Source organism: Vibrio sp. St2 (genome assembly GCF_947311885.1).
Taxonomy (GTDB): Bacteria; Pseudomonadota; Gammaproteobacteria; order Enterobacterales; family Vibrionaceae; genus Vibrio; species Vibrio coralliilyticus.
Window position 1 is genome coordinate 184347 of sequence record NZ_CAMZNA010000003.1, and the last position, 24119, is coordinate 208465.

The window sequence follows — 24119 nt, forward strand, 5'->3', positions numbered from 1 at the left end:
ACCAATTATGACTCAAGCTATTCTACAACTGAGTGAGATTGAGAAAGCTTTCCCCGGCGTAAAAGCCTTGGATAAAGCGAGCCTGAACGTTTATCCCGGTAAAGTGATGGCTTTGATGGGTGAAAACGGTGCGGGCAAGTCAACGTTGATGAAAGTGTTGACGGGAATCTACAGCAAAGATTCGGGTAGCATCCATTACCAAAGCCAACTAGCTGCGTTTAAAGGCCCGCGTGATTCGCAGGAAGCGGGAATCAGCATTATTCACCAAGAGCTAAACCTGATTCCTGAACTCACGATTGCAGAAAATATCTTCCTTGGCCGAGAGTTTACAGGCGCGATGGGTCGAATTCAGTGGGACAAAATGTACGCTGAAGCGGACAAATTGTTAGCAAGACTGAACGTAAAGCACAGTGCTAAACAACTGTTAGGTGAGCTCAGCCTCGGTGAACAGCAGATGGTTGAGATTGCTAAAGCACTGTCGTTTGAGTCGAAAGTCATCATTATGGATGAGCCGACCGATGCACTGACGGATACCGAGGCAGAGTCTTTGTTTGCCGTGATTCGAGAATTACGTGAGCAGGGCTGTGGCATTGTTTATATCTCTCACCGTCTGAAAGAGATTTTTGAAATCTGCGATGACATCACAGTGCTTCGAGACGGAAAGTTCATTGGCGAGTGCGCTGTAGCGTCGACAGACGAAGATGGACTGATTGAGATGATGGTTGGCCGTAAGTTGGAAGAGCAATACCCTCGCATTGACGTTCAACACGGTGACATCTGCCTTGAAGTGGTTGGCTTGACAGGCTCTGGCGTTCACGACGTCAGCTTTAAACTCCAGCGCGGTGAGATACTCGGAGTCTCGGGCTTGATGGGGGCTGGTCGAACTGAATTGATGAAAGTCATCTATGGTGCTCTGCCTAGTGAGCGTGGCGTAATCAATCTGAATAACAAAACCATCAACCCTGTGAGCCCACAAGATGGCCTTGCAAACGGTATTGCTTACATCTCTGAAGACCGCAAGGGTGACGGCTTAGTCTTGGGCTTGTCAGTAAAAGAGAACATGTCGCTTTGCTCTCTGGATAAATTGACCAAAGGTGGTCGAATTCAGCATAGCGATGAAGTGGTTGCCGTAGAAGACTTTATCAAGCTCTTCAACATCAAGACTCCAACTCGCGATCAGATCATTGGCAACCTATCTGGTGGTAACCAGCAGAAGGTGGCGATAGCGAAAGGCCTGATGACTAAACCTAAAGTACTGATCCTTGACGAGCCCACTCGTGGTGTCGATGTCGGTGCAAAGAAAGAAATTTACCAGCTCATCAACAAATTCAAAGCCGATGGCATGAGTATCATTCTGGTCTCTTCAGAAATGCCGGAAGTGTTGGGAATGAGCGACCGTATCATTGTGATGCATGAAGGCCGCATTAGTGGTGAGTTTGATGCCAAAGACGCCGATCAGGAGAAGTTGTTGGCGTGTGCAGTAGGCAAAGAAATAAATGAGGAAGCAGCATGAGTACTAATACCATGAGCAAACCAAACGAAGCGGGCAGCAAGAAGCTGTTCAGCAAAGAGTGGCTGATTGAACAAAAGTCGCTCATTGCACTTATCTTCCTGATTGTTGTTGTATCGTTCCTTAACCCCAACTTTTTTACGGTCGATAACATTCTTAACATTCTGCGTCAGACCTCAGTAAACGCAATTATTGCGGTAGGTATGACCTTGGTTATCTTGACCGCAGGTATTGATCTGAGTGTCGGCTCGGTTCTGGCCTTATGTGGCGCCTTTGCCGCCAGTTTAATCGCTTTGGAAGTGCCTGTATTGGTGGCGGTTCCAACGGCCTTGTTTGCCGGTGCTGCACTGGGTGCCATCAGCGGTATCATTATCGCCAAAGGCAAGGTACAAGCATTTATCGCAACACTGGTGACCATGACCTTGTTGCGTGGTGTCACTATGGTTTACACCGATGGCCGTCCAATTTCGACTGGCTTTACCGATACCGCTGATGCTTTCGCATGGTTCGGTACAGGTTACGCTTTGGGAATTCCGGTTCCAGTCTGGTTGATGGTCATCGTTTTCGCTGCGGCTTGGTACCTACTTAACCACACGCGCTTTGGTCGCTATGTGTATGCATTAGGTGGTAACGAATCTGCGACACGCCTATCTGGCATCAACGTCGATCGCGTTAAGATTGGTGTTTACGCTATATGTGGCCTGCTGTCGGCACTGGCTGGCATCATTATCACATCTCGTCTTTCTTCTGCTCAGCCAACCGCTGGTATGGGCTATGAGCTGGATGCCATTGCAGCTGTAGTACTCGGCGGTACTAGCTTAATGGGCGGTAAAGGTCGAATCATGGGCACATTAATCGGTGCACTCATCATCGGCTTCCTAAACAACGCTCTGAACTTGCTCGACGTTTCATCTTACTACCAGATGATTGCTAAAGCCGTGGTTATTTTGCTGGCTGTACTGGTCGACAACAAGAACAAGTAATTCATAAAAAGGCTTGGAGGTAAGTACTCCGAGCCACCCTACACAAGGACTAAACACAATGAAAAAACTCGCAACTCTTATCTCTGCTGCACTTCTTTCATCCACCGTCTCTATTTCAGCACAGGCGCAAGACACGGTCGCAATCGTACTGTCGACGCTGAACAACCCATTCTTCGTTACGATGAAAGATGGCGCAGAAGCAAAAGCGAAAGAGCTGGGCTACGACCTGATTATTCTGGACTCACAAAATGACCCTAGTAAAGAACTGTCTAATGTTGAAGATCTGACGGTACGTGGCGTAAAGGCGATTCTGATCAACCCGACAGATTCTGATGCCGTTTCAAATGCGATTCGCATGGCAAACCGCTCTGACATTCCTGTACTGACTCTAGACCGAGGTGCAAGCCGTGGTGACGTTGTAAGTCACATCGCTTCAGATAACGTAGTCGGCGGTGAAATGGCGGGTCATTTCATCATGGAAAAAGTGGGTGAAAAAGCGAAAGTTATTCAGCTAGAAGGTATTGCGGGCACGTCGGCTGCACGTGAACGTGGCGAAGGTTTCATGAACGCAGTGAAGGGTAGTGAGATGGAACTACTGGCCAGCCAGCCAGCTGATTTCGACCGCACCAAAGGCCTAAACGTAATGGAAAACTTGCTTGCTGCGAATCCAAATGTACAAGCGGTATTTGCCCAAAATGATGAGATGGCGCTCGGCGCATTGCGTGCTGTACAGGCCTCTGGTAAAGACGTGATGATCGTTGGTTTCGATGGAACCGATGATGGTATCGCTGCAGTTAACCGCGGCAAACTGGCTGCGACAGTGGCACAGCAGCCAGATCTTATCGGTTCATTAGGTATCGAAACTGCAGACAAAGTACTGAAAGGTGAGTCTGTTGAAGAGTACATCCCAGTACCTCTGAAAGTAATCACTAAGTAATGTGAATTTTTCCCTTCTCCCCATTTTAATCTGTCGTTTCGGGGAGGAGGGCAAATAAGCTTGCGCTTTTGCGAGAGCGCAAACTTATTACTCCCGTTCCAAATTAGTAAGGTTCAATTGAACCGAGGACAACCGTATGAATAAGTTAGTGGTATTAGGTAGTGTTAACGCTGACCATGTTCTCCAAGTGCCTTCTTTTCCTCGCCCAGGCGAGACGTTGCATGGTCGCAACTATCAAGTTATCCCAGGTGGCAAAGGGGCAAACCAAGCCGTTGCGGCAGCCCGATTAAACGCAGACACAGGATTTATCGCCTGCGTTGGTGATGATGCGTTTGGTATCAATATTCGTGAAAATTTCAAAATGGACAACATCAACATTGCTGGCGTCAAAATGCAGCCAAATTGTCCGACCGGAATTGCCATGATTCAGGTAGCTGAAAGCGGTGAGAACAGTATTTGTATTTCAGCAGAGGCGAATGCGAAGTTGACTGAAAACGCGATTGAGGTTGATTTAGAGCGAATTCGTCAGGCCAACTATCTGCTTATGCAGTTGGAAACGCCGATGTGTGGCATTGAAAAAGCCGCCCAAGTAGCGAAAGCGTCGAGAACCAACGTTATTCTTAACCCAGCGCCAGCGCACGAGTTATCGGATGAGCTGCTTGCTTGTATTGATGTGATTACGCCAAATGAGACTGAAGCAGAAGTGCTTACTGGTGTGACGGTAACAGATAATGAGTCAGCACAAGAAGCTGCAAATGCGCTTCACCGTAAAGGTATTGAAATCGTGTTGATTACGCTCGGAGCTAAAGGGGTATGGCTAAGTCAGAATGGACGTGGTGAACTAATCCCAGGCTTCAGAGTCGAAGCAACAGACACAACGGCCGCAGGCGATACCTTTAATGGGGCCTTGGTCACTGGTTTATTAGAAGATTTGCCTCTAGAATCTGCGATAAAGTTTGCTCATGCTGCCGCGGCCATTTCCGTCACACGCTTTGGCGCACAGACTTCAATCCCTAGTCGAGATGAAGTTGACGCTTTTCTGGAGCAACATAATTAGTCAAATATAAGGAGATAATTACATGGCTACGATGAAAGATATTGCCCGGCTTGCCGGTGTTTCCACTTCAACTGTCAGCCATGTCATTAATAAATCTCGTTATGTAAGTGAAGAAATTTCTGAGCGGGTGAACAAAGCCGCTCAGGAACTCAACTATACACCTTCCGCGCTTGCTCGTAGCCTTAAAATTAATCGTACCAAAACCATTGGCATGTTAGTAACGACCTCTACAAACCCATTCTTTGGCGAAGTGGTTAAGGGGGTTGAACGCAGTTGCTATCAACAAGGTTATAACCTCATTCTGTGCAACACCGAAGGTGATAATGAGCGCATGCGTGAGTCAATTAACACCTTGCTGCAAAAACGCGTCGACGGTTTGATCCTCATGTGTTCTTCCTTGGAGGGCGAACGCATTGACGTGTTCGAGAAATACCCTGATATTCCGGTGGTTGTGATGGACTGGGGCCCGATGTTGTTCACCAGCGACAAGATTCAGGACAACTCACTGCGTGGTGGCTATATTGCCGCCAAGCATCTGATTGAATCAGGCCATAAGGATATCGGCTGTATTACCGGTCCGTTAGTGAAGCATCAGGCTCAGATGCGTTATGAAGGTTACAAACGCGCATTAATAGAAGCGGATTTAGAATTCAACCCAAATTGGATTATTGAATCTGACTTTGAATGTGAAGGCGGCTACGACGCTTTTAATAAGATGCACGCGAAAGGACCGCTGCCAAGTTCCATCTTTGTTTGTAACGATATGATGTCAATGGGCGTGATTAATGCTGCCAACGAAAAAGGTATTCGCGTACCTCAAGATTTATCGATCATCGGCTATGACGATATTCAAATCTCCAAATTCATGACCCCGGCACTGACAACAATCCATCAGCCAAAATACCGTTTAGGTAAGGCAGCAGTGGAAGCGTTGTTGAAAAAACTGGACGGTGGAGAGACGGAACCGCAAGTTGTCCAACTCGAGCCGACTTTAATCGAACGTAAAACGGTTCGTGCGCTCTCCTAGAACTATCGCAAGCCTTTAAGTTTCCACAGCTTTTTTAGTGCGAATTTTTAAATTAATTTTTGTGGACTAGAACTGCATATTGAGTGCCATTTACACTTTTTTTATAAGTTTGTGCTAAACCTTAAGTTAGAGAAATAGTATTAGGGGTTAGACAAGAAATGGAATTGTTTGCAGACCATCGACAGTCACAGCAACCTGCTACCAGTGAACGAGACTCAGCAGAGCGGTTGGCTTCCCCATGGAAAGTACTGTTGATTGATGACGATGAGCAAATGCATCAAGTCACTAAGCTGGCCCTTTCTGATTTTGAGTTTGAAGGTAGACATCTGGAACTGATATCCGCTTTTTCCGCAACGGAAGCTAAAGGTATTTTTCAGAATTCAGATGACATCGCTCTCGCGCTTGTTGATGTGGTTATGGAAACAGAGCACGCGGGTCTGGAGCTGGTTAAGTACGTCCGTGAAGAGCTTGGTAACAGCTTAGTCCGTCTCGTTCTGCGAACAGGGCAGGCGGGTCAGGCTCCAGAAGATACCGTCATTCGTGAATATGAAATCGATGACTACAAAGAAAAAACTGAATTAACTACGCAAAAACTCAAAACCCTACTTTATTCTATGCTTCGTTCCTATCGCGACCTTTGCCTGATTGAGCAACAAAAGAAGGGACTTAGTAAAGTGATTGAAGCTTCGGCGTATGTTCAAAACACCACCACTCTTCAGACCTATGCTACCTCCGTGCTAGAGCAATTGACCTCGCTGCTTAAGCTGGATCAGTCCGCTTTGTACTGCATTGTTCAACCTCGACCAAATGGTGAAGAGTCGCGAGCCTTAACGCTTGCTGCGACTGGTGATTTTGTTGATTTCTATAGTGAGTGTGCTTTTGAAAAGCTACCCGTAGAGGTGTCTGAGCGTTGTAAGCATGTATTTGAAGCGCAAAAGTCAGAGAAGTTTGGTGATGCCTACGTGTTGTATACGCATGATGAACAAGGCGTAGACTGTATTTTATATGTGAATGTTAAGCGTGAGCTTACAGAATTGGACATGCAGTTGCTTGAGATTTACATGCAGAACATAGGTTTAACCTTTGAAAACCTCAGCCTAATGTTGGATATTCGTGAAACTTCTAAAGAGTTGGTTTACACCCTTGCTAATGCAGTGGAAGCGCGGAGTAAAGAAACAGGTGCTCATGTTCAACGAGTCTCTTTATTCTGTGAAAAACTGGCTCTACTGTATGGTCTAAGTGAATCAGATGCATCTGTCATCAAGCACGCTTCTCCATTACATGATGTAGGTAAGGTCGCAGTACCTGATTCGATCCTTCACAAACCCGGTAAGCTCAATGCGGAAGAGTGGGAGATCATGAAGAGACACGTTGATTATGGCGTGGATATTCTCAGCAAATCTAAGCGTCGCTTGATTACTGTTGCTAAGGAAATTGCCGGTTATCACCATGAAAAGTGGGACGGGACAGGCTATCCGAATGGTTTATCTGGTCTGGATATACCCGTAACGGGTCGTATTACCGCTTTAGCCGATGTGTTTGATGCACTAGGGGCAAAACGCAGCTACAAAGAGCCTTGGAGTGATGAAGACATTATGTTAGAGCTGGTTGCCCAAAAAGGTAAGCATTTCGAACCTGAATTGGTTGAGCTGCTCATCTTACATTGGGATGAGTTTATTGAAATTCGCAATTCCCTACCAGATTAAATTTCTAACGTTAGTGTTCATCTTCCATAGGTAAATTTTCTGGAAGTGTGAGTTTAAAATACACCCCTTCATCCGGTTGAGAGTTGAATTCCAGCTCTCCTTGGAGCTTTTGCTTCACTAGGTTAAACACCAAGTTAAGCCCCAATCCAGAGCCACCCAACCCGCGTTTACTAGTGTAGAAAGGTTCAAAAATCTTCTGATGCAATGAGGCGTCCACGCCACTGCCGTTATCGCGGTACTCAACGATTATTGATTCATCTACTTGGTAGAATGAGATAGTGATCTCCGCTTGAGGTTGGTTATCAAAGGCGTGGTTGATACTGTTCATCACGAGGTTAGAGATAATTTGAGTTAGCACACCTGGTAAGCTGTTCATCAAAATAGTCCGGTCACCCGTTAATCTAGGTTCAACGGGGATCTTACGAGTTTCAGGATGCAAGCTAGCTAATAGTGCCTCCAATACTTGCAAAACGTTGAATTGAGAACGAGCCTCGGATACCTGATCGACGGCGGTTTGTTTGAAATCCTTCACCAGTTTTGCTGCGCGGCTGAGGTTATGCTCGAGCATTTGGCTGCTGTCAGACATGCGTTTCATTAGTGTCTCAAATTGCGTACTGGTTAGAGTCTGGGCTGCGAAGGCTGCGTTGAGTTCGCCGGTTACATCTCTTATCACTGAAGTTGCGGTTACGGCGATACCTAATGGAGTGTTAACTTCATGAGCAACACCTGCCACCAAGCCGCCTAAGGCTGCGAGTTTTTCTGACTCAACCAACTTGTCCTGAGTTTCTTGAAGTTGTTCCATACTTTGCTTGAGGTCGAGTGTTCTTGAAGCGACCATGCGTTCCAGATTTTGGTTCAGTTCTTCAAGCTCAATTTGTGTCAGCTTCAGTTCAGTAATATTGATGGCCGTGCCTCTAAAGCCCAAAAACTGACTATTTTCATAACGCGCTTTAGCTTGGAACAAAAGATGTAGAGTGATGCTGTTGATGGTGACACTTTCTTCGACTTGCGTGAAATCATTCCGCCTAGCAATTGCCTGATGCAGGCCTGTCGAGTCATGCAAATCTTCTATGTCAGAAAAGCTGAGGCCATTAACCGCAGTTAGGCCAAGCGTTTCTTTCATTGGTTCAGAGCAATAAATAAGCTGACCAAGATCATTAGTTTCCCACAACCAATCCGACGACACATGCGTGAAGTCCGCCAAGCGTTCTTGTTCGCTTTTAATACTGTTGTAGAGCAGAGTAATGTTGTTACTGATCTTATTAGCGCCTTCTCCCAGCCAGTCCAGCTCGTCATTTTTTTCTGTGATCCAACGAGTATGCTCCAAAACCAATGGGGGACTCGGATGACGAGGATTAAATGCTCTCAAATACTGCGCAATCTGGAAGAGACGACGATTAACACTAGCGTGAAAAATAAACAGCATCACTGAACAAACGAGTAGCGTTTTAAAAGCATTGAGAAGAAGTGTGGAAATAAACTGTTGAATCAGATAGTCATAGATTTCCTGTGCGTTTGATTCGACATAAATTGAACCAATATCTTCAGTATGACCATCTTCAGGATCGCGATAGGTGAGTAAATAAGTAGCTTTGACGACATTGCCTTTAACTTCTTTACCTGAGTTGAAGGTGTAATTTCCAGAATGGACTTCGAGGTAGTCAATTTTAGGAAGGTTGACTAATCCATCGAGTCGTTCCTGAAGGACGACTAAATCGAAAGACCAAAGGGAAGAAGCCAACAAGCTGGCATGTACGTCGCGTATCTCAATGTGTCTTTGGTCGACATCACTAAACTCTTTTTCATAGTCCCAAGATAGCTGCAACAAAGTGGTAAGCAGTGTTACTACACTACTCAATGTCACCATGAGTAGGATGATGCGGCGACCAATTCGGCTATACAAAGGGTTATTTATGCTTTCTTCTACTTTTTTGCTGCGGCTCATAGGACTCTAAAGTCGTGTTTTTACTTGAGTATAGCCTGCACTGATTAACTTTTATAACGACCTATTCATACCAAAGATAGTTTTCAATCCTAAACTAAAGTATGAAATGTGATTTTAAGGGGGTTCTATGAGAGTGCTGACGTTTTTGTTGCTACTGCATTGCAGTTTTGCCCAAGCGGAGAAAGTGCTACTTATAGAGAGCTATCATGCTGAGTATCCTTGGGATGCGAGCTACGTGAAAGGGATTGAGGAAGTATTGACCAGCACAGCGCAGCTATTTCGATTTCAAATGGACACCAAACGTCTACCTAAAGATCAATTTGAATCAAAAGCTGATGAAGCTTTATCGTACTATTACAGTTTGCAGCCTGACGTTGTGGTCTTAGGTGACGATAATGCGTTGAATTACATGTTACCTAGACTATATAAAGAGCCTATTTCTATTGTGTTTTTAGGGGTTAACTCCAACCCTCGTTACATTCTGTACCAATATCGAGGCGAAGCGAAGATTACTGGCGTGTTAGAGCTCCCGCTTTATATTAAAAGTCTTGGTGATCTTAGTTTCATCCATCCAGAGCGATATTTTAAAGTCCGTGTGATGTTTGACTCAGGGGTGACTTCTAAAATTGCGGCTAAGCACATTCAACGGCAGTACGAGATGATCAAAGATAATCTCGGTATAGAAACGGAAATTTTATTATTGTCGACTCGGAGTGAATGGGAAGCGGCAATTATGGGTGCTGAAGCTGACGGTGTGGCCTTCATTATCATTGGTTTATACCATACCTTGATTGACGAAGGGGGTGAGAGTGTGCCTTCTGATCTGGTGTTGCAGTGGACTAATGAGCATTCAACGATTCCATTATTTTCTTTCTGGGATTTTTCAGTCGGCGCTGGGAAAACAAGCGGTGGAGTTGTCTTATTCGGAGAAAGCCAAGGTAAACAGGCGGGCACTCTGATCAATCGGATATTAGCTGGTGAAAGAGCCGATCAAATTCCGATCACTATTGGTGAGCAGGGTCGAGCTATTTATTCGACAACAGAGATGCATCGCTGGGGATTAAAGCCTCCTTCTCATTGGCTACCTATTGATTAACACAGGATAACAAAAAGCCCCACGAGCTTGCGCTGGTGGAGCTTCTAGAATGCTAGCTAATTAAGCTTCGCTGCGACGGTCACGGCCATGACCACGTTCGCCACGGTAGTTACCACGGTGATCGCCACCACGGTTACGATCAAAGCGACGTTCGCCATCACGACGGCCACCTTCGCGTCCACCACGACCGCCTTCACGGTTACCACGGTAGCCGCCTTCGCGATTGCCGTCACGGTTACCACGGTAACCACCGTCACGACGACCACCACCATCGCGACCACCACGACCACCATCACGACCGCCGCCACGACGTGGTTCACGGAAATCGTTGAAGTCACATACTACGGCATCTACTTGTTTCTGGCGGATGCGTAGTTTGCGTAGTTTGCTAGCCGTTTCAGAAGACATTGCTTTTGGTAGCTGAACGTAAGTCTCGCCTTGTGCTAGTTTAATCGCACCGATTGAACCTTTAACTAGGCCAAGCTCGTTTGCCAATGCACCAACGATATCTTTAACCTGAACGCCTTGCTCACGACCAACCTGAAGCTGGTAAGTATCCCAGTCTTGGTTGTTGAAGTTACGGTCACGACCACGACCATCACGGCCACCTTCGCGACGCTCTTTACGGCGTTGCTTGTCACGCTCAATCGCTTCAATCATTGGGTCTTCGCCAATGTAGAATAGAGGGCGTTTGCCTTGCTGGCGCTTCAGTAAGATTGCTGCAAGCGTTGCTGCGTCAATCTCTAGTGTGTCTTGTAGCTTCTCTACAAGCTCGCCGAATTTCTCAAGAGATTTGTGTTCTTTCTCTTGCTCTAGCTCAGCACCAAGTTTAACTAGACGAGCTTCTGCAACCTTGTCACGTAGTGGAAGTTGAATCTCTTCCATTGAAGACTTAGTCACGCGCTCGATAGTGCGAAGCATACGAATTTGGTTAGTGCGAACTAGAAGGATCGCTTTACCTTTACGTCCAGCACGACCTGTACGGCCGATACGGTGGATGTAAGACTCAACATCGAATGGGATGTCGTAGTTGAATACGTGGGTGATACGAGGAACGTCAAGGCCACGTGCTACAACGTCAGTTGCAACTAGGATGTCGATAACACCTTGTTTGATGTGATCAACAGTACGTTCACGTAGAGATTGAGGAATGTCACCGTGTAGTGCAGACGCTTTGAAGCCGCGAGCACATAGCCAATCAGCAAGACGCTCAGTATCTTGACGAGTACGTACGAATACGATTGATGCGTCAGTCTCTTCTGTTTCTAGAAGACGAGACATTGCTTCGTCTTTCTCTACACCTTTAACAACCCAGAACTGCTGCTCTACTTTGTCTACAGTGTGGTTTTTACCTGCAACGTCGATAGTGATAGGATCACGTAGAAAGCGCTCAACAATGTTTTTCAGCATTGGAGGCATAGTTGCAGAGAAAAGTACACGTTGTGCTGATTCAGGAGCGTGCTCCATGATCTCAGTTACGTCGTCGACGAAGCCCATGTTTAGCATCTCATCCGCTTCATCAAGAACGAATGTGTGTACTTCGTCTAGGTGCAGACGTTCACGGTTGATAAGGTCTTGAACACGACCTGGTGTACCAACAACAATGTGAGCACCGTTTTTAAGTGCACGCATTTGGTCAACGATTGAAGCACCACCGTAGATTTCAAGCACTTTAAGGCCAGAAATGTTTTGACCAAGGTTCTTTATTTCAGCAGCAACCTGAATCGCTAGCTCACGAGTTGGCGCTAGAACGATGGCTTGTGGTTTACGCTGAGAAAGATCAAGCTTGTTCAGAAGTGGTAGAGAGAAAGCTGCCGTTTTACCGGTACCAGTTTGAGCTTTACCTAGTGCGTCAGTACCTTCCATCAGGTGTGGGATAGCCGCTGCCTGAATTGGAGTTGGTGAAACGAAACCCATTCCGTCAAGTGCAGAAAGGATAGAGTCGTTAAGCGCTAAGTCGCTAAACTGAATTACAGAATCTGTCATTGGGATCCTACTAAATTAATGTCAACAAAAGGTCCCACGAGCTCTACCAATTCCATTACCAATCCAGTTCTTTGCTGAATCCGTTCAGATGCGGATAAGTCGTAAATCGCATCAAGCCGCTAGGGACATATCTAAGGGGGCGGAATTATTCCCTAAATGCACAAAAAAAGCCAGAAAAAATTGAAATACATCACATATTTTTCTCACTATTGATTAAAGCGAGTATTCAATGACCAAAAATAGTGAATATATGAATCTATTAGCGCGCAAAATAGTCGTTATTAACTTTCGAAACGGATAGGTAAATCAATGGATAGGAGAAGCTTTACTAAACTTTGCGGTTTGCTCGGCATTAGCGCTGCATTCCCGTTAAATGCAGCGCTCAAGTTACAACTGAAAAACAAAAGGGTAGGTATCATTGGGGCTGGTGCTGCTGGAATGTGTACTGGTTATCTGCTCAAGGCACTTGGTGTTGAATATACCTTATTCGAAGCTTCATCAAGAATTGGGGGACGAATCAAAGAAGACAACACATTCGCTGACTTTCCCTTATCAATGGGCGCAGAATGGTTACATGTCGCGCCGCGTGAGCTCGACCGTATCGCTCAAAAGTCAGTTAATGTTCGGCTTAGCCCATATCCAAAAACGGCCAAAGTTGCCTATTTTGAAGACGGCAATCTCTATGAAGACGAAATTGGAGACTATCGGGATGCAAGGTTTACCAACAGCAGCTGGCTTGGCTTCTTTGAGCAATATTTATTGCCAGAAGTAAAATCCAATCTGCATTTCGATACTGAGATTACTCAAGTCAACTATGCTGACGCGGGCGTAGTGCTGACTGATAGTCGACAGAAGCATCACAAATTTGATGTTGTCGTCGTCACTGTTCCACTGCTAATTCTTCGTAACGAACGCCTTCGCTTTTCACCCTCACTTCCAGACTACAAGCGAGATGCGATAAATCAGGCTTCGTTTTGGGGAGGAATTAAGGTGTTTATTGAATTTAAGCATCACTTCTACCCGACGTTTTTAGCCTTTCCCGATAGCGAGACTGATGAAGGCCAGTATCTTTATTACGATGCCGCTTACGGACACAATAGCTCTAAACACGTGATGGGTTTGTTTGCCGTTGGAGAGCAGGCACGTCGCTATCAAAGTCTCAATGACGTTGATCTGATCAATCAAATCTTTTCCGAATTGACCCCTGTTTATGGTGAGCAAGTTCGCAATGGTTATGTGAAACACACAGTTCAAAATTGGAATGAGGAACCTTTTGTGATGGGTGCGTACCTCGCCGACAGCGCATCGTATCGCTGGCCGTCAAAATTGTTTAAACCTGTGAAGGATAAAGTGTTCTTTGCCGGTGAAGCCTACCACACCGATGAAGAGGATTGGGGCGGGGTACACAATGCTGCGCGGGCGGCGCGAAATGTGGTGGAGATGCTCACTCACCATAAGTTTAATTAACGGCGTTTTCTATGGCGATATTTCAAAGCGTTGTGATTGCGGTTTTAGTATGAACAATCGATGATAAAACGCTTCTGCAATATACATTCAGCACATTACCTAGTACCATGTGGCGCAATAGATTGACTCCCAAAAATGGGCTCGCCACTACCTCGTGACGAAAGCTTGTTGACTTGGGAACAACATAGCGCCGCATGCGTTTGGCATTCGGAATAAAGAACGAATTAGTTAGAAGTTAAAATGTTCCAAGATAACCCTCTACTGGCTCAACTTAAGCAGCAAATCCAGGAAACCCTTCCGAAGAAGGAAGGCACGATCAAAGCGACTGAAAAAGGCTTTGGTTTCTTAGAAGTCGACAGCAAGACCAGCTTCTTTATTCCGCCGCCATACATGAAAAAATGTATGCATGGTGACAAAGTAAAAGCCATCATCCGCACGGAAAAAGAGCGCGAAGTGGCGGAGCCAGAAGAGCTGTTGGAACAAGGCGTTACTCGCTTTATCGGCCGCGTTAAGTTATTTAAAGGCAAACTGAATGTTGCGCCTGATCATCCACAGCTTAAAAAACTCTCTTTGAAAGCTAGGGTCAAAAAAGGCCTAAAAAGTGACGATTTTAAAGAAGGTGATTGGGTTGTTGCGCATTTAATTCGCCACCCACTAAAAGGTGACAACGGCTTTTTTGTCGAAATCTCAGAGAAGATCACTGATGCGGACGACAAAATCGCGCCTTGGTGGGTAACGTTAGCGCAAAATGATTTGCCAAACAGTGAACCTGCAGGTATCGACAACTGGGAAATCAAAGACGACGCGGATTTAGAACGTGTCGACATGACGCATGTGCCGTTTGTGACTATCGATGGTGAATCAACCAAAGATATGGACGATGCACTGTACGCGAAGAAGACTGAAACTGGTGATTTTGAGCTGACAATTGCGATTGCCGACCCAACGGCTTATATCACGCCGGACAGCGATATGGACAAGGTCGCCCGAGAGCGCGGCTTTACCATTTATCTTCCGGGTCGCAACATCCCGATGCTACCGCGTGATTTGGCTGATGAGCTGTGTTCTCTGATTGAGAACGAAGAACGTCCGGCTCTTTGCTGTACAGTAACAATTAGCAAAGATGGTGTTATTGGCGATGACGTTAAGTTCTTCGCTGCGAATATCAAATCTCACGCACGTCTGGCTTATGATCATGTGTCTGATTGGCTTGAAACAGGTCAATCTGAAGCGTGGCAGCCAACGGAAGAGATTGCAGAAATTGTTCGTGACTTGTATGAGTTTTCTAAAGCTCGCGCTGAGTGGCGTGAAACACACGCAGTAGTGTTCCCAGATCGCCCTGATTACCGATTCGAGCTAAGTGAAGATAACGACGTCGTAGCTATTCATGCAGATATGCGCCGCTCAGCGAATCGCTTGGTTGAAGAATCTATGATTACGGCAAACATCTGTGCAGGTAAAGCGCTGAAGGCGAGCTTTGATTCAGGTGTATTTAATACTCACGCAGGTTTCAAACCAGAAAAGATCGCTGACGTGATTGAGCTGGTTAACCCAGAAGGTGAGCTGCCATTTACCGCTGAGAGTGTGGTGACTCTGGAAGGGTTTGCGGAACTTCGTCGCTGGTTAGCAAAACAAGAGACGAGTTACCTCGATAACCGTATTCGTAAATACCAAGCTTACAGCGAAATTGGTAACCAACCTTTGCCTCACTATGCAATGGGCTTAGAGCTGTACGCAACATGGACCTCTCCAATTCGTAAGTACGGTGACATGATTAACCACCGTATGCTGAAAGCACACATTCTAGGTAAAGCGCCGGTACAAACAGCGGATGAAAGTGTTGGCGAAGAACTCGCACTGCATCGTAAACACCATAAGATTGCAGAGCGCAATGTTGGTGATTGGTTGTATGCCCGCACGTTAGCTGAAGAACCGGCAAAAGAGACGGTATTTAATGGCGAAATCTTTGACGTGTCTCGTGCAGGCATTCGCGTTCGCCTGATTGAAAATGGTGCTGCGGCGTTTGTTCCAGGCTCCTTGATTCTGGCAAACAAAGAACGTCTAGAATGCAATGGTGAAGCGGGTACTGTATCTATCGATAAGGAAGTTATCTACCGTTTGGGTGATGTGGTTGAGTTGGTATTGAATGATGTCAACCAAGAAACACGCAGTATTGTCGCGAAGCCAACTCAAGTCTTTGAAGATGTAAAGGCTCCTGAAGCGGCAGAAACACCAGCGGAATAATTCGATTCTTGATAAACAAAAGGGCGCTCAAAGCGCCCTTTTTTTGCTCGTGATTTTATGAGTAAATTAGACTAAGTCTAGATTAGTCTTCCCAGAATACTGATTTAGGATCTTTGTCCACTTCACGCATAATAGCTGTAAGATCATGGCTTTGTGCTAGATAAGGGTAGGGCAACCAATTCTCTTCTTTCAATTCGTCAGCCATAAATAGCAGCCATGTACTGTGTTCATCGTTCCATTGCACTTTAGCCACAGGCAACATGTAGTCACAATGGGCTGAATCCAGCAAAAAGTGCTGTTTAATGAACACGACTCCGTTATCCGTCACTTCATAACTCGCTTTACCTAACTCGGCAGGCAAGCTTTTATTACGCTGTTCACAAATGACTTGTGCGCGGCTCTCTACTTGTTTTTGCAGCAAACTGACCAGTCCCATACCGGCTCCATTATTTTCGCTAACCTATTCATAGTATGTACAAGAATATGAAGAGTCTGCATAGGTTTTCACAAAAATGTCATCTAATCGAAATATGATAGCGCCAGTTAACTTATCCGCATCAGATTGGAGATTATTATGATTCGTGTTGCGCTGGCGGCAATATTGTCCTCTTCCTTACTCACTTTTCCTGCGCTAGCGAGTGAAGTCAATGTGTCTGGTTCAACGTCCGTGGCACGCGTCATGGACGTTTTGGCAGAAGATTTCAACACCACTCACCCTGATACTTATATTGCTGTTCAAGGCATCGGCTCTTCAGCAGGTATCACTTTGCTTAAAAAGGGCGTGGCTGACATCGGCATGAGTTCAAGGTACCTAACTGAGAGCGAGCAGGATGAAACGCTTACGGTGACTCCATTGGCGTTTGATGGTTTGGCGGTTGTCGTGAACAAGTCGAACCCGGTTCAGAACGTAAGTCGTGAGCAGTTGTTTGATATCTATAAAGGCAAAATCACAAACTGGAAAGAGGTTGGTGGTGCCGATCAGAAAATTGCCGTGGTAACGCGTGAAGCGTCTTCAGGCTCACGTTACAGCTTTGAGAGCCTGCTGGGTTTGACTAAGATCGTCAACGGCCGTCAGGTCTCTGATATCAACCCAGACAACTTAGTGGTCAATAGCAACAGCATGGTGAAGACCATTGTGAACCACAATAAGCAGGCAATTGGATTCATTTCGACTGGTTCTGTTGATAGCTCAATCAAGGCGATTCAATTTGAAGGCGTTGAAGCGAGCAGCCAGACGATTGCTAACCGCAAGTATGAGCTTTCCCGTCCGTTTCTTGTGTTATACAAAAAAGCAAACTTAGGTAAAGATGCCCAGTCGTTTATCCAATACTTGAAAGGTAAAGAAGCCAAAGCACTGATTAGCGAGTACGGCTACACACCAATCAGTAAGTAATAGATACAAAAAAGGAGAGCTTCGGCTCTCCTTTTTTAAACTGCCAGTCTTTAAAAGTGCAATTGAATTACGGATACCACCACGGCGCCAGGGCGACGAACCCCTTCGATCTCGACTTTAATCTCGCGCTCTATTTCTAAGCCTTTGCGAATTGGCGTGATTTTCGATAGTCGGCTTACCGCACGAACTCGGCTATTGGCTTTAACTGGATACGGGAAACGAACCTGATTAAGACCAATATTCACCACCATCTTTGCAGTTGGGAATAATGAGTGGTCTGGGTCTACACTGTCAGTTAATTTTGGCAGCATTGCCAGAGTCAAAAAGCCATGCGCGATGGTCGTTTTGAATGGAGACTCGCTTTCAGCACGCTCAGGATCGGTGTGGATCCACTGCATATCTTCCGTCACCTGACCAAACTGGTTAATGCGCTCCTGAGACATGTCGAGCCAGTCACCTGTATGAATAACTTCACCAAGTTTGTCTTGCAGTTCGTCAAACAGTTTTTGTGCTTCTGGCTTCAACTCAATAGGCTTTGGCTCAGCTTTAGGTGACACGGCAGGTGCCTGCACTTCATCGTTGACTGCTGGACGTTGCAGATCTCTGAGGCGAGTAAACAGGTGGCGGTTGTTTGTCTTGTGTAAAAACTCACCCCAATATTCACGTACAGCAGGAGAAACCCATTGCATGAGCTCTGAGTGCTGCTTATCACCACGATGTTTAAATAGGTCTGCGACTTTCATATAAACCTCAGAAATCTTATATTGATAAAGGTCAACTCGTTAATTTTGAAATACTTCACAATTATGTGCAATGACTTTCGGGCGTACATGTGTTATCTCAAAGCACTATTTCTTATATAAATCAAAGGTTTTCTAATAAAACATTATTTTATTAGAAAATGCAGTTTAGAGTATTTACACAGTAAACTTGCCTTCTTTTTGTCGTCTTTGTCCAAAAAACCAGATGGTTAGTTTGTCGTCACTTAAACAGATAACTGCAAATTAATCCTTTACAAAACTCATGCCAATACCTAGTATACGTCCCGCAACGGAGAGATGGCTGAGTGGTTGAAAGCACCGGTCTTGAAAACCGGCATACGTTAATAGCGTATCTAGGGTTCAAATCCCTATCTCTCCGCCACTTTCGATAAAAAACCGCTGTTTATACAGCGGTTTTTTCGTATCTGGTCTATTAGTCTGAACTTAGCTCATCTGAATTCATAGGGTGAGACTAGCCCTTTATCCTTCCGCTTTTTTATGCATTTTTCTCTGGGCTCTTTTGCCGCGCGGCAACACTTGCGTCAAAGTTGGCAACTCGATCTGTGAATGCCGCTGACATGCTTTTGGGAATAGAAGTGGCTAACGGTAGATTGGCTTTCATTGGGTCAACGGCACGGTTTCTCACCAGTACTTCAAAGTGAAGGTGTGGCCCCGTCAGACGACCTGTTGCTCCGGAGAGGGCGATCTTCTGTCCTCTCTTCACGTGTTGTCCTTTTTTAACCAGAAAACGGCTGAGATGTAGGTAACGGGTTTTGTATACGCTGTTATGCTCGATAACCAGATATTTGCCTGCGTAAGGGTGGTTTCGTACAGCAATCACTTTTCCATCTCCCGTAGAGTAGATAGGAGTGCCGACCGGCGTTGCGAAATCGGTGCCGTTATGAGGTGAAATTCTGCCTGTGACCGGGTGCCTCCTTTTAGGGTTAAAAGGCGAAGTGATACGGCGATAGGCTTTGGTTATCGGGTATCGATCAAAGGCTTGTTCTAAGCTATTACCTTCTCTGTCATAAAAGCGTCCATCGTCAGCGAGAAAAGCGGCTATTTCGTGACTTCGCATCGACAAGGAAATCCCCTCAATTTCGGCATTCCCAGTTTTATGATCATCGAGGTACTGTTCTTTAATTAGAATGTTGAACGAATCACCCGCGCGCAGATCACGAGCGAAATTTACCTTGTCCCTTAACACTCGTGTGATGTTTGCGATTTGCGTTGTGCTTAATCCTAGGCGATGCGCCGCCACAGAGAAGCTGCCATTGACCTCACCAGAGTAGAGCTTTGAACGCCAGCTACCGGGCTGTTCATCAAAACGATAGCTAAATTGCCCACTGTCGTCTTTTTCGTAAATTGCTTGCTCTACCAAACTCTCATGGAAGATCAGTGCGTTGAGTTTGCGTGTTTCATTATCAATAACGAACTCTAAATGATCGCCGGGTTTGATCGTATCCAGCTTAAGTGAAACCAGATCGGCTTCTAGAATGTGTTGTAGCGTCTGATAAGGCAGATGCCAAGCTGAGAAAATTGAACTTAATGTGTCACCTACTTTCACGATGTAGTGGACTTTCATCGGTTGAAACTTTGGAGTCACCGCATCGGGAAGAGATTGGTAGGGGACTATGGGGATTTTAACTTCAGGTGAGGGTGTTTCTTTGGTTGTTTCAACTTGAATGAATGCAGCGATGGAAAAACAAGTGACAGCGATGAGTGCTAGTAGAGAGCGTTTTGAAAGCATAGCAGGTGTTATCTATGAAATTATCAAAATGTTATAACATAACATTTTGAGTGTGTGTAGTGTTGTTGTGTCAATGTCAGTGAGCCGTATTGATTAAGGTGACGGCCTAAGTTGGGCAGTATTACAGAAATTGCTTACGAAATGCTGAAGGCGTTATGCCTTTCATGGTTTTAAACTGGCGATTGAAGTTAGAAAGATTCTGAAAACCTGTCAGTTCGGCAATTAGCGCGATTGGCTTTGCAGAACTTGCGAGCAACTCACACGCTTTGCCTATTCGATACTGCTTCAAATGTTCGGAAAAACTCACCCCAAAATGCTTTTCATACATGCGATACAAAGAGCTCTCACTCATATGAAGAAGTTGGCAAAGATCGGAAACCTTAATAGGGCGGGCGTAGTGCTCCTCTATATAGAACCTAGCTTGCTGAATTCTTTGATAGGACTCTTTATCATCTTCAAAGCGGTGTAAATGGTAGGGAGTCGCTGATAAGGTTTGCCGAGTTTGATCTTCCACTAGGAGCAAAACAATCTCCATGACTCTGACGGCCTGTATTGGCAGGGATTGTTGCTCTAAGTCTCGAGTAATGACGTTGACTCTCTGGGCGGTTTCCTTACTAAACCTGACTCCGTAGGCGGCTTCTGCCAATATGCGTTTAAAGTGATGGGCTTCTGGAATCAGGTCTTGCAGTTTCTCTAGCCATTGGTGTTTAAACCAGATGACAACGGTGTGATGTGTGCCTTGTTCCTCTCGTGATAAACGACCACTCAGCATGTGCGGTAATCCAGGCCCGTATAACAGCAGTGTGTTGTGATCGATCTTACCCACTGCATCACCCGCAAAGTAATTACCTTCAAAGGCGTCGTGCGGATCTAGGTAGAGCACCAGTTCATATTCAGAATGGTAGTGCCAGGCACAGGCATACTCTTGCTTGATAACATCGCAACAATAGTGTTTGACCAACCAGTTAAAGCTAGGGTGATTGCTGATGTTTTCTATAAACGGTTTCAATTCGAAGTTCTCCCCTGACACCTTACTAGGCTAATGAAACTGCGCGAAAACTGTCAATGAAAATACATCTATTGGTGGAAAAGTATCAGATGTAGGTCGAATACTATTAATTTAGCCGTACGATACTATTTAAAATTAAGCGGTTTTCTAAAGTGAATCTCTATCTCCAGATAGCATAAAGAGCAGAATATGCATAAAGACAGAACCGCGATACTTTTTATTATCACAGCCTTCATTTCTGGGCTTTGTGGTGCCTTTTTTTACCCGCTTTCGAGCCTGTTTATAGTGGAAGCTTTAGGGGCTTCTCCAATGATGCTGTCTGCTTACATGGTGACAGCGGTTGTTAGCTCAGTGATTGTCTCGCAGGTCATAGCCCGCTACTCCGATCAGGGGTGGCAAAGAAAGCGAATACTGATTGTGTCGTTGAGCTGCTATTTGGTGACCGTGGTGAGCTTTATCTTTATTCGCGAATTTTGGTTGGCGATAGTGGTTGTGACGCTGTTTGGCAGTGTCAGTGGTGCTTCTTTTGGTCAATTGTTTGCGCTAGGCAGAGAGTATGGCGACAGTCGGTTTGAAGATAGCACCAGCTTTTTGTCGATAATGCGGGCAGGGATTGCGATTGCTTGGGTATTTGGCCCTCCGTTGGCGTTTATCCTTAAAGCACAGTTTGGTTTCAATGCTTCTTTTGCTGCGTCTGCCTTTATTGTCTGTACAGCGATTGTCGTTATTGCATGCTACCTGCCAGATAGTGTTGTAAAGCCTGATATCGAAGAAAAAGATAAAGTGACAGCTCCTAGTTCAATAAACTTTCTGATTGTGTTGTATGCCTTTGTTGTGGTGTTCGCCTTTGCGGCAAACAACTTATACATCGTCAGTATGCCGCTCTATTTGTCTCAGGAGTTAAAAGTGGAAGCAAACTGGCTTGGAGTGCTGTTTGGAGTGGCAGCGTTGTGCGAGATCCCAGTCATGTTCTACGCCGGAAAGCTGGCTGCTAGGTTCGGTACCGTACGTGTTATGTCGGTCGGTTTGGTGAGTGGTTGTTTGTTCTTTGTGACCATGTTGATCGCAACAGACAAAGCCATGCTGATTGCTGCCCAGATCTTCAATGGCATTTTCATTGGCAGTTGTGCTACGTTGGGAATGGTTGCGCTACAGGACATGATGCGTGACAGGTTGGGAACTGCATCAACGCTGTTTTCAAATTTACTCAACGTTAGTATGTTAGCCGCCAGTTTAGCCGTTGGCATTGTTGGAGAGCTCTTCAGTTACTACAGTGCTTTTTATGTCTGCTTGTTCGCGATAGTGCTAGCCTATCTGCTGCTATCTCTATTCTCTTACAAGTTAAACAAAAAGCAACGCCAAGCCCTGTGTCCAGCGTCCGCTTAATCAACCAATGAAAAGGAGCGCTTTATGCGCTCCTTACTTTTATGCTGCTGGGTAAACCATGGGGAAATCCAGTGATGGATGTTTGTCTACCAAAGACTTATAGCCGTAGACGGATTCAATCATTTCGGATGTCAGAGCTTCCCAAGGTGTTGCGTCACACACCAGCCCTCCGTCGTGCAGTACCACAAGGCGATCAGAATATTGAGCAGCCAAATTGAGGTCATGCAAGACCACGACTACGGCGGTGTTCTGCTCGTCTGCGAGTTGGCGAGCAATTTTCAGCGTATTGTGTTGATGGGCTAGATCCAGTGCAGATGTCGGCTCATCGAGCATCAAAATTTTCTCGTCGCCTGAGTGAGATAATTGCACTAATACGCGTGCGAGGTGCAGGCGTTGTTTTTCGCCACCAGATAAAGAAGGGTAGAGCCGCTCGGCAAGGTGCCCAACATCCGTCATCTCCATGTATTGTTTTGCTAGCGTTTGAGTCTCTTTGTTAGGCAGGTTAAGTGGAATGGCGCCTAGCTCAACCACCTCATGCGCCAGAAACGGGAAGCTCAAGGTGCTGTGTTGAGGCAGCATTCCAAGATGTTTGGCTAGTGTGCCTGCTTGCCACTCTTCTCGATGCTTACCAAAATACTGAATGTTATTGTTGGATGGGATTTCACCACAGAGCAATTTGAGCAACGTACTCTTTCCTGCTCCATTGGGGCCAAGTAACGCAGTCACTTCTCCTGCTTTAATCTTGATATCCACATCATCCAAAACTTTGCGTTTTCCAAAACGCATTGAGATACCTTCACCGGACAGTACAACTTTTCCCATTACAAGATCTTCCCTTTTTGTTTGAACAGCAGATAGATAAAGAATGGCGCGCCAATGATAGCGGTGACGATACCTACAGGGAGTTCAGCGGGCGCAAAAGCAACACGAGAGAACATATCAGCGAAGGTGAGGAGCAATGCGCCCATCAACGCAGAAATTGGTAGTAGTGTACGGTGGTCAGGGCCAGACAGCATCCGACCTAAATGCGGAATAACCAAACCAATGAAACCGATCATGCCAGATACGCTGACTGTCACGCCGACACCAATGGCAGTAAGCAGTATGAGTTGGCGTTTGAGCTTCTGTACGGGGATACCAAGGTGGCTGGCCTCCGCCTCACCGAGTAATAAGGCGTTGAGAGGCATGGCTTTACGCATAAAAATAACCATCAGTATCAATAGAGTGACGGCACAAAGCGTAATGCTGGTCCAGTTAGCACCAGCCAGAGAGCCCATTTGCCACAGCGATAAGTCCCGAAGCATCTGATCATTGGCGACAAAACTCATAAAGCCGATACCTGCGCCAGACAAAGCACTGATCGCTACGCCTGCTAGGAGCATAATGGTTACTGACGTCCCCATTTTGCTGGTCCCGAGCTTATACACCATGACGGTTGTCAGAGCGCCACCAAAGAAAGCGAAAAGAGGTACGGCGGCAAAGTTCATTAATTGAGGATAATCAATACTGAATTTTGCAAACATCACGATCGCGAAAGCGGCACCCAAAGAAGCACCGGCAGAAACACCAATGATGCCCGGCTCTGCGAGTGGGTTACGAAACAGCCCTTGCATCACTGTGCCGCAAATCGCCAATATGGCACCAACCAGCATGCAAAGCACGGTTCTAGGGAAGCGAATCTCGTGAATGACCATGTTGATGTGAGGCGCGAGATCGTTAGAGCGAATAATCAGACTGTATACGCTGTCCATAAAACTGATGTTCATGGGACCGACGGTCACAGAGGTTAACGCTGTCAGCGCCAGTATGGAGCCGAACAGCGTTAAAATTGCGGATAGAGGAATACGACGTAACAACATAAA

19 protein-coding genes and 1 tRNA gene are annotated in these 24119 nt (G+C 45.8%); 12 read left to right on the forward strand and 8 right to left on the reverse strand.

Features of this window, described 5'->3' with window-relative positions; all coding sequences use genetic code 11:
- The first annotated feature begins 7 nt into the window (after positions 1-7).
- From rbsA to QMA41_RS12615, 6 genes are all read left to right on the forward strand, one after another.
- Positions 8-1513: a ribose ABC transporter ATP-binding protein RbsA gene (rbsA, locus tag QMA41_RS12590; protein ID WP_281629831.1), complete on the forward strand. Its 1506-nt coding sequence runs from the start codon at positions 8-10 to the stop codon at positions 1511-1513.
- Complete coding sequence (gene rbsC / locus QMA41_RS12595; protein ID WP_006960603.1) at positions 1510-2493, forward strand: ribose ABC transporter permease; 984 nt, start codon at positions 1510-1512, stop codon at positions 2491-2493. The genes rbsA and rbsC overlap by 4 nt, the downstream gene beginning before the upstream one ends.
- A 58-nt stretch (positions 2494-2551) precedes the next feature.
- Entirely contained in the window at positions 2552-3430 is an 879-nt protein-coding gene (gene rbsB, locus QMA41_RS12600; protein WP_281629832.1) for a ribose ABC transporter substrate-binding protein RbsB, read from the forward strand.
- Positions 3431-3566: 136 nt separating this feature from the next.
- Entirely contained in the window at positions 3567-4487 is a 921-nt protein-coding gene (gene rbsK, locus QMA41_RS12605) for a ribokinase (RefSeq protein ID WP_281629833.1), read from the forward strand.
- A 22-nt stretch (positions 4488-4509) separates the two neighbouring features.
- Positions 4510-5514 carry a substrate-binding domain-containing protein gene (locus QMA41_RS12610; RefSeq protein ID WP_006960606.1) on the forward strand — a complete coding sequence of 335 codons (1005 nt, stop codon included), beginning with the start codon at positions 4510-4512 and terminating at the stop codon, positions 5512-5514.
- Positions 5515-5672: 158 nt separating this feature from the next.
- Positions 5673-7220 carry a DUF3369 domain-containing protein gene (locus tag QMA41_RS12615; protein WP_281629834.1) on the forward strand — a complete coding sequence of 516 codons (1548 nt, stop codon included), beginning with the start codon at positions 5673-5675 and terminating at the stop codon, positions 7218-7220.
- A 10-nt stretch (positions 7221-7230) separates the two neighbouring features.
- Here the strand turns inward: QMA41_RS12615 and QMA41_RS12620 are convergent, their stop codons facing one another.
- Positions 7231-9165: an ATP-binding protein gene (locus tag QMA41_RS12620; RefSeq protein WP_281629835.1), complete on the reverse strand. Its 1935-nt coding sequence runs from the start codon at positions 9163-9165 to the stop codon at positions 7231-7233.
- Between the two features lie 127 nt (positions 9166-9292).
- Between QMA41_RS12620 and QMA41_RS12625 the strand changes: the two genes are divergently transcribed.
- Positions 9293-10261 (forward strand): hypothetical protein, encoded by a 969-nt coding sequence (locus tag QMA41_RS12625; protein WP_281629836.1) that lies wholly within the window; start codon positions 9293-9295, stop codon positions 10259-10261.
- 60 nt (positions 10262-10321) lie between these two features.
- Here QMA41_RS12625 and QMA41_RS12630 read toward each other — a convergent pair whose 3' ends face one another.
- Complete coding sequence (locus QMA41_RS12630) at positions 10322-12247, reverse strand: DEAD/DEAH box helicase (RefSeq protein WP_019277726.1); 1926 nt, start codon at positions 12245-12247, stop codon at positions 10322-10324.
- A gap of 309 nt (positions 12248-12556) precedes the next feature.
- Here QMA41_RS12630 and QMA41_RS12635 point away from each other — a divergent pair, with 309 nt between their 5' ends.
- Complete coding sequence (locus QMA41_RS12635) at positions 12557-13714, forward strand: FAD-dependent oxidoreductase (protein ID WP_281629837.1); 1158 nt, start codon at positions 12557-12559, stop codon at positions 13712-13714.
- Positions 13715-13954: 240 nt separating this feature from the next.
- Entirely contained in the window at positions 13955-15958 is a 2004-nt protein-coding gene (rnb, locus tag QMA41_RS12640) for an exoribonuclease II (protein ID WP_043010625.1), read from the forward strand.
- An 82-nt stretch (positions 15959-16040) separates the two neighbouring features.
- Here rnb and QMA41_RS12645 read toward each other — a convergent pair whose 3' ends face one another.
- The gene (locus QMA41_RS12645; protein ID WP_019277729.1) at positions 16041-16394 is read right to left on the reverse strand and encodes a DUF3024 domain-containing protein; all 354 of its coding nucleotides are present in this window, start codon (positions 16392-16394) and stop codon (positions 16041-16043) included.
- Between the two features lie 138 nt (positions 16395-16532).
- On the opposite strand from QMA41_RS12645, the gene QMA41_RS12650 reads away from it, so the two are divergent.
- A complete protein-coding gene (locus QMA41_RS12650) occupies positions 16533-17351 on the forward strand; it encodes a phosphate ABC transporter substrate-binding protein (protein WP_021455391.1) in 819 nt (272 codons plus the stop codon).
- A 50-nt stretch (positions 17352-17401) separates the two neighbouring features.
- Here the strand turns inward: QMA41_RS12650 and QMA41_RS12655 are convergent, their stop codons facing one another.
- Positions 17402-18094, reverse strand: a complete 693-nt coding sequence (locus tag QMA41_RS12655; RefSeq protein WP_095664255.1) for a MaoC family dehydratase — start codon at positions 18092-18094, stop codon at positions 17402-17404.
- Between the two features lie 309 nt (positions 18095-18403).
- Between QMA41_RS12655 and QMA41_RS12660 the strand changes: the two genes are divergently transcribed.
- A tRNA-Ser gene (locus tag QMA41_RS12660) sits at positions 18404-18494 on the forward strand.
- 114 nt (positions 18495-18608) lie between these two features.
- Here the strand turns inward: QMA41_RS12660 and QMA41_RS12665 are convergent.
- Both QMA41_RS12665 and QMA41_RS12670 read right to left on the reverse strand, forming a co-directional pair.
- A complete protein-coding gene (locus QMA41_RS12665) occupies positions 18609-19862 on the reverse strand; it encodes a peptidoglycan DD-metalloendopeptidase family protein (RefSeq protein ID WP_281629838.1) in 1254 nt (417 codons plus the stop codon).
- Positions 19863-19983: 121 nt separating this feature from the next.
- Entirely contained in the window at positions 19984-20871 is an 888-nt protein-coding gene (locus tag QMA41_RS12670) for an AraC family transcriptional regulator (protein WP_006960624.1), read from the reverse strand.
- A 189-nt stretch (positions 20872-21060) separates the two neighbouring features.
- On the opposite strand from QMA41_RS12670, the gene QMA41_RS12675 reads away from it, so the two are divergent.
- The gene (locus QMA41_RS12675; RefSeq protein ID WP_281629839.1) at positions 21061-22257 is read left to right on the forward strand and encodes a sugar efflux transporter; all 1197 of its coding nucleotides are present in this window, start codon (positions 21061-21063) and stop codon (positions 22255-22257) included.
- Between the two features lie 39 nt (positions 22258-22296).
- Here the strand turns inward: QMA41_RS12675 and QMA41_RS12680 are convergent, their stop codons facing one another.
- Together QMA41_RS12680 and QMA41_RS12685 are read right to left on the reverse strand one after the other, a co-directional pair.
- Positions 22297-23079 (reverse strand): heme ABC transporter ATP-binding protein, encoded by a 783-nt coding sequence (locus tag QMA41_RS12680; RefSeq protein WP_038158284.1) that lies wholly within the window; start codon positions 23077-23079, stop codon positions 22297-22299.
- The gene (locus QMA41_RS12685) at positions 23079-24116 is read right to left on the reverse strand and encodes an iron ABC transporter permease (protein WP_281629840.1); all 1038 of its coding nucleotides are present in this window, start codon (positions 24114-24116) and stop codon (positions 23079-23081) included. The genes QMA41_RS12680 and QMA41_RS12685 overlap by 1 nt, the downstream gene beginning before the upstream one ends.
- Positions 24117-24119: the final 3 nt, after the last annotated feature.